The following is a 16,693-nucleotide window of genomic DNA, read 5'->3' as shown; positions in this document are numbered from 1 at the left end:
TGCTCCGTTGATTCCTGCATCCGACGATGTCCGGATTTCCCCGGGCTAACTTGCGTCGAGTGGCTGCCACTTGGGCAGGCACCCGTTCCGGCCGATGCGCCAGCCACTAGACGCAAGACAGTATCCCGCCGCCGCCCCTCCACTGCCAATTCATAGCATCAATCGAACCAGGAGCAGGCGGCGCAAGACTGCCGCTCCTCGAGGAGGGACACTTGCCGGTTCGTTATTACGACTGGATCGCGCATCATCGCCGGCGCGCATCGGACAAGATCGCGCTGGTCGATCTCGCCAGCGGCCGCAGCTTCACCTATGCGCAACTGGACGACCGCGTCTCACGGCTCGCCACCCATCTGCGCGACCGGCTCGGGGTTACCAGCGGCGATCGCGTCGCGGTGCTGGCGCTGAACACGACGGATACGCTGGAGGTGCAGTTCGCCTGCTTCCGGATCGGCGCGGTGTTCCTGCCGCTCAACACCCGCCTCACCGTGCCCGAATTGCACTACATCGTCGGCGACGCCTCGCCCAAGGTCATGATCCATGACGACGATCTCGCCGAGGCGGCACTCGCGGTCGCCAAGCTGTGCAATGTCGCATCTGCAATGCGGTTCGGTCCCGGCAGTTCGTATGAGGCCGGCATCGCGGCGGCAAAGCCGCTCGAGCGGTTCGAACAGGTCACGCTCGATGACATCTCGACCATCATGTACACCTCGGGCACCACGGGCCAGCCCAAGGGCGCGATCATCACCCATGGAATGACGTTCTGGAATTGCGTCAATCTCGGCGGCCCGGCCTGCATCTCGCCGTCGTCGGTTCTGCTCACGGTGCTGCCGCTGTTCCACACCGGCGGGCTGAATTGCTACACCAATCCGGTGCTGCATGCCGGCGGCACGGTGCTGATCATGCGCGTGTTCGATCCCGCAGAGGCGCTGCGGCTGATCAGCGATCCCGCACAGGGCATCAACGTGTTCTTCGGCGTGCCCTCGATCTACCAGTTCATGTCGCAGCACCCGGCGTTCGCCAGCGCGGATTTCAGCCGCCTGATCGTCGGCGGCGTCGGCGGCGCGCCGATGCCGGTGCCGCTGCTCAAGACCTGGGAGGCGCGCGGCGTCGCGCTGCAACAGGGCTACGGCATGACCGAGACCTCGCCGGCGGTGATGGTGCTCGACCGCGAGGACGCCGCGCGCAAGGCCGGCTCCTCCGGCAAGCCGGTGCTGCACACGGAAGTGCGGATCGTGCGGCCGGATGGCACGGATGCCGCGGTCGGCGAACTCGGCGAACTCTGGGTCAAGGGCCCGAACATCACGCCGGGCTACTGGAACAGGCCGGACGCCAACGCCGCCTCCTTCACCGACGGCTGGCTGCACACCGGCGACGCCACACGGATGGACGAGGACGGCTTCTACTACATCGTCGACCGCTGGAAGGATATGTACATCTCCGGCGGCGAGAACGTCTATCCGGCCGAAGTCGAGAGCGTGCTGCATCAATTGAGCGCGGTCGCCGAGGCCGCCGTGATCGGCATCCCGAGCGAGCAATGGGGCGAGGTCGGCATGGCCATCATCGCGGTCAAGCAGGGCCATACGCTGGCGGCGGCCGAGATCCACGCCCACTGCCAGGCCAATCTGGCGCGGTTCAAATGCCCGCGCGTGGTCGAATTTGTCGACGCCCTGCCGCGCAATGCGACGGGCAAAATTCATAAGCCGACCCTGCGGCAGCAATTCAGCCAGCCGAAGCCGACCGATACCGCGGCGTGATGGCGCAAACGTGTCTCGCGTTTGCCTGCTCATGCCGCGATAAACCGAGTGCCCCGTAGCCGTCTATCGGGACCGGCTGCGGGTTTGTCGCAGTCCCCAACCAAAATCAAATCGAGGAAATGCCTTTATGAAAACGAAAAAAATATCGCTGCTGGCAGCCGCCGCGGCACTCTGCCTGCTCTCCACCCAGGCCGCCTTTGCGCAAAAGAAATACGACACCGGCGCCTCCGATACCGAGATCAAGATCGGCAATGTCGAGGCCTATAGCGGCCCCGCCTCCGCGTACGGCATCATCGGCAAGACCGAGGAAGCCTATTTCAAGATGATCAACGATCAGGGCGGCATCAACGGCCGCAAGATCAACTGGATCTCCTATGACGACGGTTACTCGCCGCCGAAGACGGTGGAGCAGATCCGCAAGCTGATCGAGAGCGACGAGGTGTTTCTGGTGTTCAACGCGCTGGGCACGCCGACCCAGACCGCGGTGCAGAAGTATCACAACGCCAAGAAGGTGCCGCAGCTGTTCCTCGCCACCGGCGCCAGCAAGTGGAACGATCCGAAGGATTTCCCGTGGACCATGGGCTTCCAGCCGAGCTATCGCGTCGAGGCGCGGATCTTCGGCAAGTACATCCTCAAGGCCAAGCCGGATGCCAAGGTCGCGATCTTCTATGCCAATGACGATTTCGGCAAGGACTACCTGATCGGCCTCAAGGAGATCCTCGACAAGTCGAGCGTCAAGATCGTCGCCGAGGAAAGCTACGAGACCACGGAGCCGTCGATCGATTCCCACATCGTCAAGCTGAAAGACACCGGCGCCGACGTGTTCGTCAACATCGCGACCCCGAAATTCGCGGCGCAAGCGATCAAGAAGATCGCCGAGCTCGGCTGGAAGCCGATGCAGGTGATGACCGACGTCTCGATCTCGATCGGCGCCGTGATGAAGCCCGCCGGCCTCGAGGCGAGCGAAGGCGTGCTGTCGGCCGGCTATCTGAAGGACGCCTCCGACCCGCAGTGGAAGGACGACGAGGGCATGAAGAAGTTCATGGCCTTCATCGACAAGTACATGCCGGGCGCCAATATCTCCGACGCCAATTTGGTCTATGGCTACGCCGCGGCGCAGACCATGGTGCAGGTGCTGAAGCAATCCGGCGACAATCTCACCCGCGAGAACGTGATGAAGCAGGCCGCCAGCCTGAAGGATTTCACGCCCGACACGCTGATCCCCGGCATCCGCGTCAACACCAGCGCCACCGACTTCGCCCCGATCGAGCAACTCAAGATGATGCGCTTCAAGAACGGCCAGTGGGAGCTGTTCGGCGACATCATCAGCGCGGAGACCGGGGGATAGCGCCGGCGCCAACGTCGCATTGCCGAGAAGCCGCCCCTGCGGGCGGCTTCGTTGTTTTGTGGCCCACGAGCGCAGCGACATCGGTGTCGTCCTGGCGAAAGCCAGGACCCATTACCCCAGCCGCTTGTTGGTGCGCGACGCTGGAGACAATATCACGCTCTCAATCAGGTTCGGTGGTTATGGGTCCTGGCCTTCGCCAGGACGACGACGTGGGAGGCTACTTGAAATACTTCATCCCCGTCACCCTGAGAGGGTGTGAAGCTTTGTCCTCACCCACACTGTCATCGCCCGGCCTGTGCGCAATTGCGCACATGGACCGGGCGATCCAGCACGCCGCGGCCTATCGGCTCAATAACGACTGTCTCTGGAATACTGGGTCGCCCGGTCGAGCCGGACGACGACAGCGGTGAAGGAAAAAGCTTCACATCCTATTGCAGCTTCGCACGATGACGGATTTCGCAATGTTCTTGCGATCTCGTCCTAAAACTCCCGCCTAACAAGACGAGAGCTGCGACGAAACCAGGCCGCCAAATCAGATGCATTCCCGCGTTCATTGTCTGCCGCTGACGCCCGCTGGCCTCTATCGGCGGCTCAATGGGCACCTGCTCGTCGCCGATCTGCTCAACCTCGACAAGATCGGCATTCTCGCCGTGCTGATCGCCGGCGTCGCCGCGCCGGCGCGGCCAAGGCCGGCGTAGGTCTAAGGCTGCAACAAAATCGCAAACGGCTCGTCGATCGTGCGCCGCAGATGCTCGCGATAGAGCTTGTAGTTCGCATCGTCCGACGCGACCCGCCCGAGACTGGGATTGGTCACGTTCTTGATCGGCAGCAGCGCGATCGGGGCCGCGATAGGCGTCAGCACCGCGCCGCGTCCGGCCAGCAGGGTGGTGATGATGCCGTACATCTCGCCGGAATTTCGCGGCCGCGACACCGTGATGACGCGATGCTGACCGTGCCGGTTGGTCACGAGGTAGACGAAGCCGGACTCGTTGGGCACCGCGACCTCGCCGAACTGGGTGTAATCGGCGTCCTGCCGCTCGCTCTCGCGAAAGCCGAGCGCCGAGGCGGCCTCGTCCCACGCGATGACAGTGCAATAGGCGTAGATCGCATCCTTGTCGCCGAATGACGGCCGCACCGTGATGTAGGTGCCTTCGATCCGCGCCACCGCGCGGCGGACATAGGAGCCGAGGCTGTCGGGTGCGACATCGCGATTGGCCGGCGGCGCAATCGTCACGACGTCGGGCAGCTTGCGCAGGGGGACGCCGAGCGCCTGCTCCAGCCGCACCGTGGTCGCCAGCGTGAACGGACGGCGGCCGCCGAGCACCTTTTCCAGGGTGGAGAGGCTGAGCTTGGCCTGCTCCGCCAGTGTCTGACGCGAGATCCGGCGGCGCGCGATCTCCTCGCGGATGGTCTCCGCCACCTGTCGGCTCAGCTCGGCGGAAAGCTGCTTGTCCGGCGTCGACATCAAGTTCCCTTGATTCCCCTTCGATTCAATCAGCCTAGCAGACCGGACAATCCATCACAAAGCCGCACAAACCCGCCTCACGCCGCGGCGGGCCGCGCCCGAGGGCGGCCAATCATTGCCGATCATTCTGCTCGCGCCAAAGCGGCCGTTCTCCATGATTGCGAGGTGCGAAAACCTCGCTCGGAGTGACGAAAATGACGATTTACGATGCATGTGAGAGCAGCCCGCAGATCCGCCTGTCGCGCAGGATGCGGATCGCGCTGTTCTTCCTGGTGGAAGGCGTGGCCGCGCTGGTGATCGGCCTTGCGGCGCTGTTCCTGAGCTTCGATCCGGCGTGGTCGGCGGAGCAGCCGCACCATGCGGTGTTGCGGCCGAGCGAGGCGCGCTCCGGCTCGCTGCTGCTGAAGACCGACGACGGCTATGCCGATGCGACGCGGCTCGGCATTGATGTCGACCTCACGGTATCGGGCCCGACGGTGCGCGCCCGCGTCACCCAGATCTTCCGCAATCCGACCAAGGACTGGATGGAGGCAACGTATGTCTACCCGCTGCCTTCGGGCGGCGCGGTGGACACGCTGAAGATGGTGGTCGGCGACCGCATCGTGGTCGGCGACATCAAGGAGAAGCAGCAGGCCCGCGCGATCTATGAGCAGGCCAGGCAGAACGGCCAGAAGGCCGCGCTCACCGAGCAGGAGCGGCCGAACATCTTCACCAACTCGGTCGCCAATATCGGCCCGGGCGAGACCGTGCTGGTGCAGATCGAATATCAGGAGCCGGTGCAGCAGAGCGGCAACGAGTTCTCGCTGCGGGTGCCGATGGTGGTCGGCCCGCGCTACAATCCGAAGCCGGTGGTGCAGAGCGTCGACCTGCGCGCCGACGGCAGCGGCTGGGGCGCTGCCAGCACCGATCCGGTGCCGGATCGCGACCGCATCACGCCTGAGGTGCTCGATCCCGCCGAGCATGCGCCGATCAACCCGACCAACATCACGGTGCGCCTCAATGCCGGCTTCCCGCTCGGCGAGGTGAAGAGCCATCATCACCAGGTCAAGATCGAGAGCCCCAACAACGCCACGCGGATCATCAAGCTGACCGAAGGCCCGGTGCCGGCGGACCGCGATTTCGAGCTGACCTGGAAGCCGGCCGCCGAGAAGGCGCCGTCCGTCGGGCTGTTCCGCGAGCATGTCGGCAATTCCGACTATCTGCTGGCCTTCGTCACCCCGCCCGCGGTCGAGCAGGCGCAGCAGAAGCCGTTGCCGCGCGAAGTGATCTTCGTGATCGACAATTCCGGCTCGATGGGCGGCACCTCGATCATCCAGGCCAAAGCCAGCCTCTTGTACGCGCTCGGCCGCCTGCAGCCGGCGGATCGCTTCAACGTGATCCGCTTCGACGATACCATGGACGTGCTGTTTCCGACGCCGGTCGCAGCCAGCAGCGCCAATGTCGGCACCGCGAGCTCGTTCGTCGGCGCGCTGCAGGCACGCGGCGGCACCGAGATGGTGCCGGCGATGCGCGCCGCGCTGTCCGACAGCAACCGCGAGGACCCTAATTACGTCCGCCAGGTCGTGTTCCTGACCGACGGCGCGATCGGCAACGAGCAGCAGCTGTTCGAGACCATCAGCGCGCTGCGCGGCCGCTCCCGCGTCTTCATGGTCGGTATCGGCTCGGCGCCGAACACCTATCTGATGACGCGCGCCGCCGAGCTCGGCCGCGGCACCTTCACCCATATCGGCTCGGTCGAGCAGGTCGACGAGCGGATGCGCGGCCTGTTCGCCAAGCTGGAGAACCCGGCGGTGACCGGCCTCTCGGCAAAGTTCTCCGAGGCCAATGCCGACCTGACGCCATCAGTGCTGCCCGACGTCTATCGCGACGAGCCGCTGCTGCTGGCCGCCAGGCTCGACAAGCTCGCCGGCTCGGTCGAGATCAAGGGCCGCATCGGCGACCGCCCGTGGAGCGTGACGCTGCCGCTGGCCAATGCCGCCGAAGGCAAGGGCCTCTCGAAAGTATGGGCACGCCGCAAGATCGCCGACGCCGAGGTTGCACGCACCACGCGGCAGGCAACCCCGGAAGATGCCGACAAAACGATCCTCGCGCTGGCGCTGGAGCATCAGCTCGTGACGCGGCTGACCAGCCTGGTTGCGGTCGACAAGACGCCGAGCCGTCCCGACGGCGAGCCGCTGAAGCTCGCGGAGCTGCCGATCAACCTGCCCGCCGGCTGGGATTTTGCGAAGGTGTTCGGCGAGCGTCCGCGCCAGCCTGTGCAGCCGGCCGAACGCCGCGCTGACACTGGCGACGGAAAGGTGCAGGTCGCGGCGCTGAAGCGGCCGGTGCCGGTGGCCACTCCTTCGCCGGGCACGGTGCAACTGCCGAAGACGGCGACCGATGCGGAGCTGAAAATGATCGCGGGCGTGATCCTGCTCACGGTCAGCCTGCTGCTCTTCATGTTCACTCGACATCAGACCATGCCCAACTGATGTCGGATGAAAGGAGAAGGTGCCCCCGACCTCCTCCTTCCAGGGCGCGCGCGGCTTTCTCACCCGTCCCCCAAGGGCCGCGCGCGCATTTCTTCTCTCTCCCCAACCGTCATTGCGAGCGAAGCGAAGCAGTCCATCGCGCAGCATATGCGGAACCATGGATTGCTTCGCTTCGCTCGCAATGACGAGGAAAAATACGATGCCCCGCTTGCTTCCCGTACTCGCACTCGCGCTCCTCGGCCTGATCCTGTTCGGCCAGGGCGCCTACATCCACGCCAAGGCGCTGCTCGCACAGGTGCTGCTGGAGCGCGCTTTCCGAAAGACCATCGCGACCGGACATCCCGTCAAGCCGTGGCGCTGGGCCGATACCTGGCCGGTGGCGAAGATCGAGGTGAAGCGCCTGCATGCCTCGGCGATCGTGCTTGCCGGCAGCAGCGGCCAGGCGCTGGCGTTCGGTCCCGGCCATGTCGAGCAGACCGTCGACGCCGGCGAGCGCGGCGTCGCGGTGTACTCCGCGCATCGCGACACCCATTTCCGCTTCCTCAAGGAGGTCGCGATCGGCGACGAGATCGACGTCACCAAAAGCGACGGCAGGACGTTCCGCTACCGGGCCGACGGAAGCACCATCGTTCGCTTCGATCAGTCCGGCATCGATCCGCTGACCGACCGCCATGAGCTGGTGCTGTCGACCTGCTGGCCGTTCGACGCGCTGACATCGGGACCCGAACGCTATCTGTTGCACGCGACGCTGATCGAACCGGATTCGGGCAGGCCCGAATCGGGTTCCTGATGCGCATGAATTTTGCGTGAGATGGGATATCGCGCGCGATGCCCTGACTTGCGCGCGCGTGAGTTGCCACCCTCTTCCCTCGGCCATAAAAACAATGAAAATCACCGCCCACGGCGAACGACCGTGCGGCCGGACGACATGGCCAGGGAAACAACCAGGTAAGGGCAGACTCCATGGAAGCTCTCGCAAGCACCGCGTCCCATCCGACCGTCAAATGGACGCCTTCGGACGATGCCAGCGACATCGTCAAGAGCATTCATGCGATGCTGCACCCGCGCAACATCGTGCTGGTCGGCGCAACCGACAAGCCCGGCAACTATGCCGAGCGGATCTGGAACAACCTGATCAAGTACAAATTTGCCGGCGGCCTGTTTCCGATCAATTCCAAGCGTGAAACGATCTGGGGCGTCACCTGCTACAAGGATTTTGCCAGCCTGCCCGAGAAGCCGGACCACGTGCTGGTGCTGGTGCCGGCGCGCTTTGCCGTGCAGGTGGTGCGTGACGCCGCCGCGGCCGGCGCGCGCTCGGCGACCATCGTCACTTCGGGCTTCAGCGAGCTGCAGGACGAGGAGAGCCAGCGGCTCGCGGTCGAGCTGAAGCAGACGATCAAGGAGACCGGGCTCGCGGTTACCGGCCCGAACTGCCTCGGCAATCTCAGCGCCGGCGAGAACCTGTTCACCAATATCGACGACCGTATCGTCACCATGGAGCAGGGCGCGGTGGCGATCGCCGGGCAATCCGGCGCGATCGTGATGGCGATCCGCCAGGCGCTGGAGGATCGCGGCGTCGGCGTCGGCTACATGGTCACGACCGGCAACGAATCCGGGCTCGAGACGCCCGACCTGATGAGCTATTTCGCCGCCGATCCGAGCATCCGCGTCATCGTGGTCTATCTCGAAGGCGTCCGGAATACGAAAGTGTTCCGCGAGGCCTGCAAGGCCGCGCGCGCCGCCGGCAAGCCGGTGATCGCGCTGAAGCTCGGCGCCTCCGAAGGTGGCCGCGCCGCCGCGATGGCGCATACCGGCGCGCTCGCCGGCTCGATCGAAACGTTCGATGCGATCTCGACCCGCGAGGGCGTGATCCGCGTCCGCGGGCTGGACGAGCTGATCGAGACCACGGAATGCTTCGTCCACGCCGATCCGCCGAAGGGCAACCGGCTCGCCGCGGTGTCGCTGTCCGGCGGCAAGCGCGGCCTTCTGATCGACGCGTTCCATTCCGCCGGCCTGAATTTTGCGCCGCTGAGCCCGAACGCATCGGCGCAACTGGCGCAGATGCTCGGACCCGGCAGCATCGTCGGCAACCCGCTCGATGCCGGCTTCGCCGCGGTGGTCGATCCCTCCGTCTACATGAAGTCGATCAAGATCATGATCGACGACCCCGATACCGACATCGTCATCATCGATGCCGAGCTGCCGAAGGCGCCGCATGAACTACGCGAACGCAATCTGCGCATCGTCAACGAGATGGCGGGCCAGGCCAACAAGCCGGTGATCTATATCAGCGCGATGTCGATCGGCTTCACCGAATTCACCAAGGGGCTGCGCAAGAGCCTGCCGAACATCGCCGTGATGCAGGGGCTCGATCGCGCGGTCGGCGCGACCAAGTCGCTGATCGAATATGCCGGCCTGCGCAAGGAGGTGCCCGACATCGTGTCGAGCTCGAAAGCCTCCGCCCGCGCCGTGCTGGAGAAGACGCTGAAGGCCGCGGATGGCGCCGCCGCGCTCGACGAGGTCGCCTCGAAGCGGTTGCTCAAGGCGTACGGCATTCCGATCTCGAAGGAGGCGGTGGCGCAGACCGCAGCCGAGGCGGTCAAGATCGCCAAGCAGATTGGCTTTCCGGTGGTCGCAAAGGTGGTCAGCCCGGACATCCTGCACAAGTCGGACGTCGGCGGCGTGGTGCTGAACCTTGCCAATGCGGCCGAGGTGAAGAAAGCCTTCAACGACATCACCGCGCGGGTGAAAAAGCTGAAGGGCAAGCCGAAGCTCGAGGGCATTTTGATCGCGCAGCAGGTCAAGGCCGATGTCGAGCTCGTGGTCGGCGCCTCGCTCGACGCCGAGATGGGCCCCGTGGTGCTGTTCGGCACCGGCGGCGTCGACATCGAATTGATGAAGGACGTCGCGCTGGCCGGCGCGCCGCTCGATGCCGCCGAGGCGAAACAGCTGATCGCCAAGACCAAGGCCGGCGTCAAGCTGAAGGGCTATCGCGGCAGGCCGGCGCTGCACGAGCCCTCGGCAGTGAAGGCGCTGGTCGGTCTCTCCAATCTGATGGCCGACGCCGACGGCCGCATCGCCTCAATTGACGTCAACCCGTTCCTGATCAACAGCAAGCTCGGCGTCGCCGTCGACGGCCTGATCGTGCTGAACAACGCCGCCGCGAGGAAGGCCGCGGGGCATTGAGATCGCATCAGCGCGCCCGCAACTCTGTCCCCGTCATCCTGAGGTGCGAGCCTCTTCGGCGAGCCTCGAAGGATGCACGGCCCGAACTGTGGCCGATTCGTCCTTCGAGGCTCGCAAGAGCTCGCACCTCAGGATGACGGGACTGCTAGGGTGCGATCGCCCCGAAAGCACAGCCGCGTCAAAAGCTCGCGCCCCATTGCCGCGCGGTCTGCATCAGCCAGTCGCGGTACAGCGTCAGCGGCGTGACGCCGGTGAGGCCGCCGCAGCCGGCGGCGCCGTTCGGGCCGGTCGACCAGCTCACCACGCCGACGATCGCCGGCCCGCCTGGCTTGTCCTCGAACACCGGCGCGCCGGAATCGCCGGTGCAGGCGCCCAGCCCGTCGCGCGCGCCCTGCGCGACCGGATCGACCAGACGGATCTGCAAGGTGCCGGGCTTGCCGGTCGTGATCAGGCTCGCGACACGGACGGTGCCGCCGCTCCTGCCGTCGCCGCTTACGGTGACGCCGACACCGGCGATGGTGAAGCGGCCGCCGAGCTGGATCGGGATGGTGGGCGCACCGAGCGCCGCCGGCGCCTTGCCGGCAAGCGGGGCAGTGAGCTGCAGCAGCGCCACATCGGCGGTCGCGGCGTGATTGGCCATCGCCTGCATCTTGAACGCCGGATGGATCGCGACGGCCTTGACGTCGTGCAGTTTCGGCTGCCGGTCGGCGCCATATTCGACGATCTTGTAGTCGGCACCGGACGGCACGCAATGCGCCGCGGTCAGCACCACCTTCGGCGCGACCAGCGCGCCGGTGCAGAAATTGCCGCGCGAGCCGACGATGGTGACGACGGCGCGCGCGACCCCTTCGGTCGCGGGCGCGCCGCCGCCGACTATCGCCAGCGCGGGCGCGGACAGCAGCGACAGCATCGCCGCGAGGATGAGCCGAGGGCATTTCATCGGCGCAGCAATAGCCCGCGGCGCAGCGATCGCCAAGCGCCGGATCGGGCTGGCCCCATCCCCCAATTCATGTTAGCCGCTCCCTGACAACGAACATTGGGCAGGACAGCATGATCGAGGCAGTGATCTGGGATTTCGGCGGCGTCTTGACCACCTCGCCGTTCGAGGCGTTCGCGCGGTACGAGGCCGAGCGCGGCATCCCTGCCGACATCATCCGCCGCACCAACGCCGCCAACCATCTGGAAAACGCCTGGGCCAAATTCGAGCGCGCCGAGATCGACATCGACGCATTCGATGAATTGTTCGCCGCGGAATCGCGGGCGCTCGGCGCCGAGGTGCGCGGCAAGGACGTGCTGCCGCTGCTGTCGGGCGATCTGCGCCCCGAGATGGTGGAAGCGCTGAAGCGCATCAAGGCGACATTCAAGACCGGCTGCATCACCAACAATCTGCCGGCCAACGCGATCGGCAGCCATAGCGGGCGCACGCTCTATGTCGCCGAGGTGATGGCACTGTTCGACCACGTGATCGAGTCGGCGAAGATCGGCCTGCGCAAGCCCGATCCGCGCATCTACCGGATGATGGTGGAGACGCTTGGGGTGAACCCGAAGCACTGCGTCTATCTCGACGACCTCGGCGTAAATCTGAAGCCGGCGCGCGAGATGGGCATGACCACCATCAAGGTGCTGAACGCCGCGCAGGCGATCGGCGAGCTCGAGGCCGCGACCGGCCTGACGCTGCGGTGAAGGCGGGCTACGCACTTCCGCTCCGCGGAAATAGCCCGAACCATGCGCTAACCCCATGGCTTTGCGGGCCGAACGAGCCTTGTGCTTTGCCCGCAACGGGCGCAGAACAGGCAAGAGTTCAAGCAAACCCCCGGAGCTGATCCTCGTGGCTGACACCAGGCCCACCGCCTCGATCGAGGCCGTGGAAAGCGGCCTCGCCGCGCAAGGCTATATTGCGAGCCGGCAGATCGCGACCGCGGTCTATCTGTCGCAGCAGATCGACAAGCCGATCCTGGTCGAAGGCCCCGCCGGCGTCGGCAAGACCGAACTGGCGAAGGCGATCGCCGCTTGGCGCGGCATGAAGATGATCCGCCTGCAATGCTACGAGGGCCTCGACGAGGCCAAGGCCCTGTATGAGTGGAAATACGCCAAGCAGTTGCTCTACACCCAGATCCTGAAGGACAAGCTCGGCGAGGTGCTCGGCGGCGCGCAAACCTTGGGCGCCGCGCTCGACCAGCTCCACACTTTCGGCGACGTGTTCTTCTCCAAGGAATTCGTCGAGCCGCGCCCGCTGCTGCAGGCGCTGGAGCAGCCCAATGGCTGCGTGCTCTTGATCGACGAGATCGACAAGTCGGACGCCGAATTCGAATCGCTGCTGCTGGAAATCCTGTCGGATTTCCAGGTGACGATCCCGGAGCTCGGCACCGTCTCCGCGGTGGCGCCGCCGACCGTGATCCTGACCTCGAACAGCGAGCGCGATCTCGGCGACGCGTTGAAGCGGCGCTGCCTGCATTTGCATATCGGCTTCCCCGAACAGCGGCTGGAAGAGCGCATCGTCGAGAGTCGGGTGCCCGGCATCTCGCAGACGCTGCGCCGGCAGATGGTCGGTTTCATCCACGAGATCCGCTCGCTCGATCTGAAGAAGCTTCCCTCGGTCAGCGAGGCCATCGACTGGGCGCGCGTGCTGGTGCTGCTGCAGGCCAATGAGCTCGACCACGAGATCGTCAAGGACACGCTCAACGTGCTGCTGAAATACGAAGCCGACATCGAAGCCGCGACGCCGCAGATCTCCGCCTTCATCGCCAAGGCGTCGCGGCAAGGCGTGTTCAGTTAGGGCAAGATGCGCGAGAACCTGCATCGCTTCTTTCGTGCGGCGCGGGGGGCCGGGGTCCGGGTCTCGCCTGCAGAAAGCATCGATGCGATGCGCGCGATCGCCCAGGTCGGCTTTGCCGACCGCGCCATCCTGCGCGACACCTTCCTGCTGACGCTGGCCAAGACCCAGGACGAGAAGCGCGCGCTCGGCGACTGTTTCGACCTGTTCTTCAGCCAACCCGAGCCGCAGCAGGAGGCATCGGAGCAGAGCAAATCGGACGAGCAGCGCGAGGCCGGCAGCAATCCGCAAGCCGACGCGCATGGCGATACGAGCGGCGGCGGCGCCGAAAGCGAGAATGTCGGGCCGCTGGCGCAGATGCTGCTGTCGCAGGACCGCACCGCGATCTCGACCGCGATCGCCAACGCCTCCGGCGCGGCATCGCTGTCGGATATCCGCTACTTCACCCAACGCGGCATCTTCCAGACCCGCATCCTCGATGCGATGGGCATCCAGCGCCTGCGTGACGACATCGACAACGCAACCGCGAACAACCCGGCGCTGGCCGAGCGGCTGCAGGACGCGCTCACCGGCCTGCGCGGCACCGTGCGCGACGCCGTTTCGCAGGCGCTGCTGCTCTACGGCCGCGAGGAGGCGGAGAACCTGCGCAACGAGATCCTGCGCAACGCGCCGCTGGCACGGATCGAGCCGCGCCAGGTCGAGCAGATGCGTAGCCTGATCCGCCAGATCGCGCGCCGCCTGCGCGAGCGCTACTCGAAGCCGCGCAAGCGGCAGCGCCGCGGCCATCTCGACGTCCGCCGCACGCTGCGGCGCAACGCGGCCTGGGGCGGCGTGCCGTTCCTCACGGCGTGGAAGCGCAAGCACCGCGACCGGCCGAAGATCGTGGCGCTGTGCGACGTCTCGGGCTCAGTCGCCCGCGTCTCGGATTTCTTCCTGCTACTGATCCACAGCCTGCACGAGGTGGTCGACGACGTCCGCTCGTTCGCCTTCTCCGGCCATCTGATCGAGGTCAGCGACATCCTCGACAAGAAGCCACCGGAAGAGGCTATGCAAGAGATCATGTCCAAGGTCGGCTTCGGCTCGTCCGACTACGGCAATTCCTTCGCCGATTTCGAGGATGGCTGGATGAACACGATCACGCCGCAGACCACGGTGATCGTGCTCGGCGATGCCCGCAGCAATAACCTCGATCCGCGCGCCGACATCCTGCGCCGGATCGGCGAGCGCTCGAAGCGGCTGGTCTGGCTCAATCCCGAGGGCCGCATGACCTGGGGCTTCGGCGATTCCGAGATGCCGCGCTACGCCACCTTCTGCACCGTGGTGCGCCAATGCGCCACTGCCAAGCAGCTCGAACGCGCGGTGTCGGACATCGTCGCGTCGTATCAGTAGCTCTATGCGATGGTGATCGGCGGCGGGCTCCGCAGCAGCCATACGAGCAGCGACAGCACCGTCACCACAACCGCGGCGGAAATGCCGGCTAGCTTGATCGTCGTGATCGCCTTCAGGGTCGAGACCGACCGCGCCGCGGCCTTCGGATCGCCGCGCAGCAATAGCCAGGCCAGCAGGCAATCTTCGATCAGATCGCTGAGCAGATACACCGCCGGTACCAAGAGCCCGAGCCACGCCGCAGACGGATAGGTTTGCACCAGCCAGTACGAGGAGGCCGCGCCCATCGCGCCCGCCAGCGCCAGCATGACGATCAGGTCGAGCGGGAACAGGATCGGACAGACATATTTCATCCGCAGATCCGACGTGACGAGACCGCCGAGTTGCTCGGCTGTATAGCTCAGCGTCTTCTCGGGAAAACGGGTGCGAAATCGCTTGGCGAAGATCCGGTCGGAATATGTGTCCACCCACCAGAACAGGCCGAACGCGATTGCGACGAGACCGGCGAGGATCAGGGTGACGACGGCCTGATGGCTCATGCCGGCACGCCCTTCGGCAATGTGCCGCAAAAATCCGCGAGCGAGACGATCGCGTGCACCGGCGAAAGACTCCGAAAGCGAGAAGTATCGACGCGCTATCGCAATGGCTGTCCGGCAGATTCCCATCTTTTCGGCAGCGTTGCAATTGAATTCCCTGCGTTGCCCACGCGCGTGGCGCGGCGGCTCGAACGGTTTCCGGCACACGGCGGCGCGGGCGGTCATCCCGGGTACATATAATCGTCTTCAATTGGAGATTGAATCCTGGCCGTGATCTGCCTTACGATGTTGTCGGGATTCACACGGCGACCGCGAGGGAACGGATGCCGAAGGATATCGTGATTTGCTGCGACGGCACCGGTAACGAGATCGGCGCCAATATTTCCAACGTGCTGAAGCTGTTTCGCGTCGCCGACAAGGATGCGCGGCAGCGCATCTATTATCATCCCGGCCTCGGCACGATCGGCCTGCAAAACACCTGGGGCCGTTTCAAGCAGCAGGTTCGCGGCCTGTGGGGGCTCGCCTTCGGCGCCGGCCTCGACAAGGATACGCTCGACGCCTACGGCTTCCTATGCAAGGCGTGGGAGCCGGGCGATCGGGTCTGGATGTTCGGCTTCAGCCGCGGCGCCTACACGGTGCGTGTGCTGTCCGCTTTCGTTCATGTGATGGGCCTGTTGCCGGTCGACCAGCTCGACCTCGCGGGCTATGCGTTCTCGACCTACAAGAAGGCGAGCGCGGACGCCCAGGCCTCCGACGGGACGCTCAACCTTGCCGCGCTCAAGGAGGTCTGGCACTTCAGCCAGATCGCCGGCGGCCGCAACATCGACATCGAGTTCGTCGGCGTCTGGGACACCGTCGCCTCGATCATCGTGCCGCGGCAGGACAACTTCCTGTTCGACCTGCAGACGCTGCTGTTCACCCGCACCAATCCGAGCGTCAGACGCTTCCGCCAGGCGATCTCGATCGACGAGCGCAGGCGCATGTTCCGCCTCAACCGCTGGATCGAGCCGCAGAAATTCCGTGCCGATCCGTTCGATCCCGCAACCGAAAAGGAGCAGGATATCCGCCAGGTCTGGTTCGCCGGCGTACACTCCGACGTCGGCGGCGGTTATCCGGAGGACCAGAGCGGAGCGTCCAAATTCCCGCTGATCTGGATGCTCGAGCAGGCCAAGGCCGCCGGGCTGCACGTCGACCAGGCGCTGATCGATCATCTTGCCTGGGGCATGCCGCTGCCGCCGCACAAGCACGAATATGTGCCGCCGAGCGTGACCGCGCCTTTGCACAATTCGCTGACGGGATTCTGGAAGATCCTGGAATGGATTCCGAAGAGCGACAGATGGAAGGAATGGCCGGAGCGGAAATCGTTCTCGGCTTCTATCTGCCGATGGGCGAGCCGCGGCTGATCCCTGAGGGCGTGCTGATCCATCGCTCGGTGCTGGAGCGCATGGACAAGGATCCGGCCTATCGACCGACCAACCTGCCGAAGGACTATCGGATCGAGGAACTGACGCCGGCGCCCGCTCCACCGGCGGAAGTGGCCGCCCCCGCCGCCTGACGGACCGCGATGAGATCAGGCCGAACTGCAGCCGCACGATGACTCGGCTCCCTCTCCCGCTTGCGGGCAGGCTATCGCATATTAGGTGCACAAGCGCATCAGCTGGCTCACTTCGCCTCTCCCGCTGGCGGGGGAGGCCGACGCGCATCGCGAGATGCGTGGCGAGTGGGCGTATGTCCACGGTGGGATTCGCTATGCGGAGGCACCCCCACCCCACCC

General features: G+C 65.3%; 14 protein-coding genes. 11 read left to right on the top strand and 3 right to left on the bottom strand.

Annotated features, from left to right (window positions below; all coding sequences use genetic code 11):
* The first annotated feature begins 212 nt into the window (after positions 1-212).
* From J6500_RS27230 to J6500_RS27220, 3 genes are all read left to right on the top strand, one after another.
* Entirely contained in the window at positions 213-1,754 is a 1,542-nt protein-coding gene (locus tag J6500_RS27230; protein ID WP_225715784.1) for an acyl-CoA synthetase, read from the top strand.
* Positions 1,755-1,881: 127 nt separating this feature from the next.
* On the top strand, positions 1,882-3,102 hold the full coding sequence (locus J6500_RS27225) for an ABC transporter substrate-binding protein (protein ID WP_225715783.1): 1,221 nt from the start codon (positions 1,882-1,884) through the stop codon (positions 3,100-3,102).
* A gap of 536 nt (positions 3,103-3,638) precedes the next feature.
* Complete coding sequence (locus tag J6500_RS27220) at positions 3,639-3,800, top strand: hypothetical protein (protein ID WP_225715782.1); 162 nt, start codon at positions 3,639-3,641, stop codon at positions 3,798-3,800.
* A 2-nt stretch (positions 3,801-3,802) separates the two neighbouring features.
* On the opposite strand, the gene J6500_RS27215 is transcribed toward J6500_RS27220, so the two are convergent.
* A complete protein-coding gene (locus J6500_RS27215) occupies positions 3,803-4,567 on the bottom strand; it encodes a helix-turn-helix domain-containing protein (RefSeq protein WP_225715781.1) in 765 nt (254 codons plus the stop codon).
* 248 nt (positions 4,568-4,815) lie between these two features.
* On the opposite strand from J6500_RS27215, the gene J6500_RS27210 reads away from it, so the two are divergent.
* From J6500_RS27210 to J6500_RS27200, 3 genes are all read left to right on the top strand, one after another.
* Positions 4,816-7,038: a marine proteobacterial sortase target protein gene (locus tag J6500_RS27210; RefSeq protein WP_376707867.1), complete on the top strand. Its 2,223-nt coding sequence runs from the start codon at positions 4,816-4,818 to the stop codon at positions 7,036-7,038.
* A 199-nt stretch (positions 7,039-7,237) separates the two neighbouring features.
* On the top strand, positions 7,238-7,828 hold the full coding sequence (locus tag J6500_RS27205; RefSeq protein WP_225715779.1) for a class GN sortase: 591 nt from the start codon (positions 7,238-7,240) through the stop codon (positions 7,826-7,828).
* A 173-nt stretch (positions 7,829-8,001) separates the two neighbouring features.
* A complete protein-coding gene (locus tag J6500_RS27200; RefSeq protein ID WP_225715778.1) occupies positions 8,002-10,224 on the top strand; it encodes an acetate--CoA ligase family protein in 2,223 nt (740 codons plus the stop codon).
* A gap of 178 nt (positions 10,225-10,402) precedes the next feature.
* On the opposite strand, the gene J6500_RS27195 is transcribed toward J6500_RS27200, so the two are convergent.
* Positions 10,403-11,164 carry a S1 family peptidase gene (locus J6500_RS27195; protein ID WP_225715777.1) on the bottom strand — a complete coding sequence of 254 codons (762 nt, stop codon included), beginning with the start codon at positions 11,162-11,164 and terminating at the stop codon, positions 10,403-10,405.
* Between the two features lie 110 nt (positions 11,165-11,274).
* Here J6500_RS27195 and J6500_RS27190 point away from each other — a divergent pair, with 110 nt between their 5' ends.
* The 3 genes from J6500_RS27190 to J6500_RS27180 all read left to right on the top strand — a co-directional run bounded on the left by J6500_RS27190 (position 11,275) and on the right by J6500_RS27180 (position 14,386).
* Complete coding sequence (locus J6500_RS27190; RefSeq protein ID WP_225715776.1) at positions 11,275-11,907, top strand: HAD-IA family hydrolase; 633 nt, start codon at positions 11,275-11,277, stop codon at positions 11,905-11,907.
* A 145-nt stretch (positions 11,908-12,052) separates the two neighbouring features.
* A complete protein-coding gene (locus J6500_RS27185; RefSeq protein ID WP_225715775.1) occupies positions 12,053-13,000 on the top strand; it encodes an AAA family ATPase in 948 nt (315 codons plus the stop codon).
* Between the two features lie 6 nt (positions 13,001-13,006).
* Positions 13,007-14,386 (top strand): vWA domain-containing protein, encoded by a 1,380-nt coding sequence (locus J6500_RS27180; protein WP_225715774.1) that lies wholly within the window; start codon positions 13,007-13,009, stop codon positions 14,384-14,386.
* A gap of 2 nt (positions 14,387-14,388) precedes the next feature.
* On the opposite strand, the gene J6500_RS27175 is transcribed toward J6500_RS27180, so the two are convergent.
* Positions 14,389-15,144: a hypothetical protein gene (locus J6500_RS27175; RefSeq protein ID WP_225715773.1), complete on the bottom strand. Its 756-nt coding sequence runs from the start codon at positions 15,142-15,144 to the stop codon at positions 14,389-14,391.
* Between the two features lie 98 nt (positions 15,145-15,242).
* Here J6500_RS27175 and J6500_RS27170 point away from each other — a divergent pair, with 98 nt between their 5' ends.
* Complete coding sequence (locus J6500_RS27170; protein WP_312018243.1) at positions 15,243-16,322, top strand: T6SS phospholipase effector Tle1-like catalytic domain-containing protein; 1,080 nt, start codon at positions 15,243-15,245, stop codon at positions 16,320-16,322.
* Positions 16,265-16,474 carry a hypothetical protein gene (locus J6500_RS32125; RefSeq protein ID WP_312018242.1) on the top strand — a complete coding sequence of 70 codons (210 nt, stop codon included), beginning with the start codon at positions 16,265-16,267 and terminating at the stop codon, positions 16,472-16,474. The genes J6500_RS27170 and J6500_RS32125 overlap by 58 nt, the downstream gene beginning before the upstream one ends.
* Positions 16,475-16,693 lie beyond the last annotated feature (219 nt).

The organism is Bradyrhizobium semiaridum (assembly GCF_020329505.1).
GTDB classification, from domain to species: domain Bacteria; phylum Pseudomonadota; class Alphaproteobacteria; order Rhizobiales; family Xanthobacteraceae; genus Bradyrhizobium; species Bradyrhizobium semiaridum.
The sequence above is the reverse complement of the archived record's forward strand: the minus strand, read 5'-3'. Positions and strand labels throughout refer to the sequence as shown.

Coding starts and splice junctions, on each gene's coding strand:
- J6500_RS27175 (WP_225715773.1), bottom strand. CDS start 15,144: ATGACCGCCCGCGCCGCCGTGTGCCGGAAACCGTTCGAGCCGCCGCGC.
- J6500_RS27205 (WP_225715779.1), top strand. CDS start 7,238: ATGCCCCGCTTGCTTCCCGTACTCGCACTCGCGCTCCTCGGCCTGATC.
- J6500_RS27190 (WP_225715776.1), top strand. CDS start 11,275: ATGATCGAGGCAGTGATCTGGGATTTCGGCGGCGTCTTGACCACCTCG.
- J6500_RS27180 (WP_225715774.1), top strand. CDS start 13,007: ATGCGCGAGAACCTGCATCGCTTCTTTCGTGCGGCGCGGGGGGCCGGG.
- J6500_RS27210 (WP_376707867.1), top strand. CDS start 4,816: ATGCGGATCGCGCTGTTCTTCCTGGTGGAAGGCGTGGCCGCGCTGGTG.
- J6500_RS27220 (WP_225715782.1), top strand. CDS start 3,639: ATGCATTCCCGCGTTCATTGTCTGCCGCTGACGCCCGCTGGCCTCTAT.
- J6500_RS32125 (WP_312018242.1), top strand. CDS start 16,265: ATGGCCGGAGCGGAAATCGTTCTCGGCTTCTATCTGCCGATGGGCGAG.
- J6500_RS27170 (WP_312018243.1), top strand. CDS start 15,243: ATGCCGAAGGATATCGTGATTTGCTGCGACGGCACCGGTAACGAGATC.
- J6500_RS27195 (WP_225715777.1), bottom strand. CDS start 11,164: ATGAAATGCCCTCGGCTCATCCTCGCGGCGATGCTGTCGCTGCTGTCC.
- J6500_RS27225 (WP_225715783.1), top strand. CDS start 1,882: ATGAAAACGAAAAAAATATCGCTGCTGGCAGCCGCCGCGGCACTCTGC.
- J6500_RS27200 (WP_225715778.1), top strand. CDS start 8,002: ATGGAAGCTCTCGCAAGCACCGCGTCCCATCCGACCGTCAAATGGACG.
- J6500_RS27215 (WP_225715781.1), bottom strand. CDS start 4,567: ATGTCGACGCCGGACAAGCAGCTTTCCGCCGAGCTGAGCCGACAGGTG.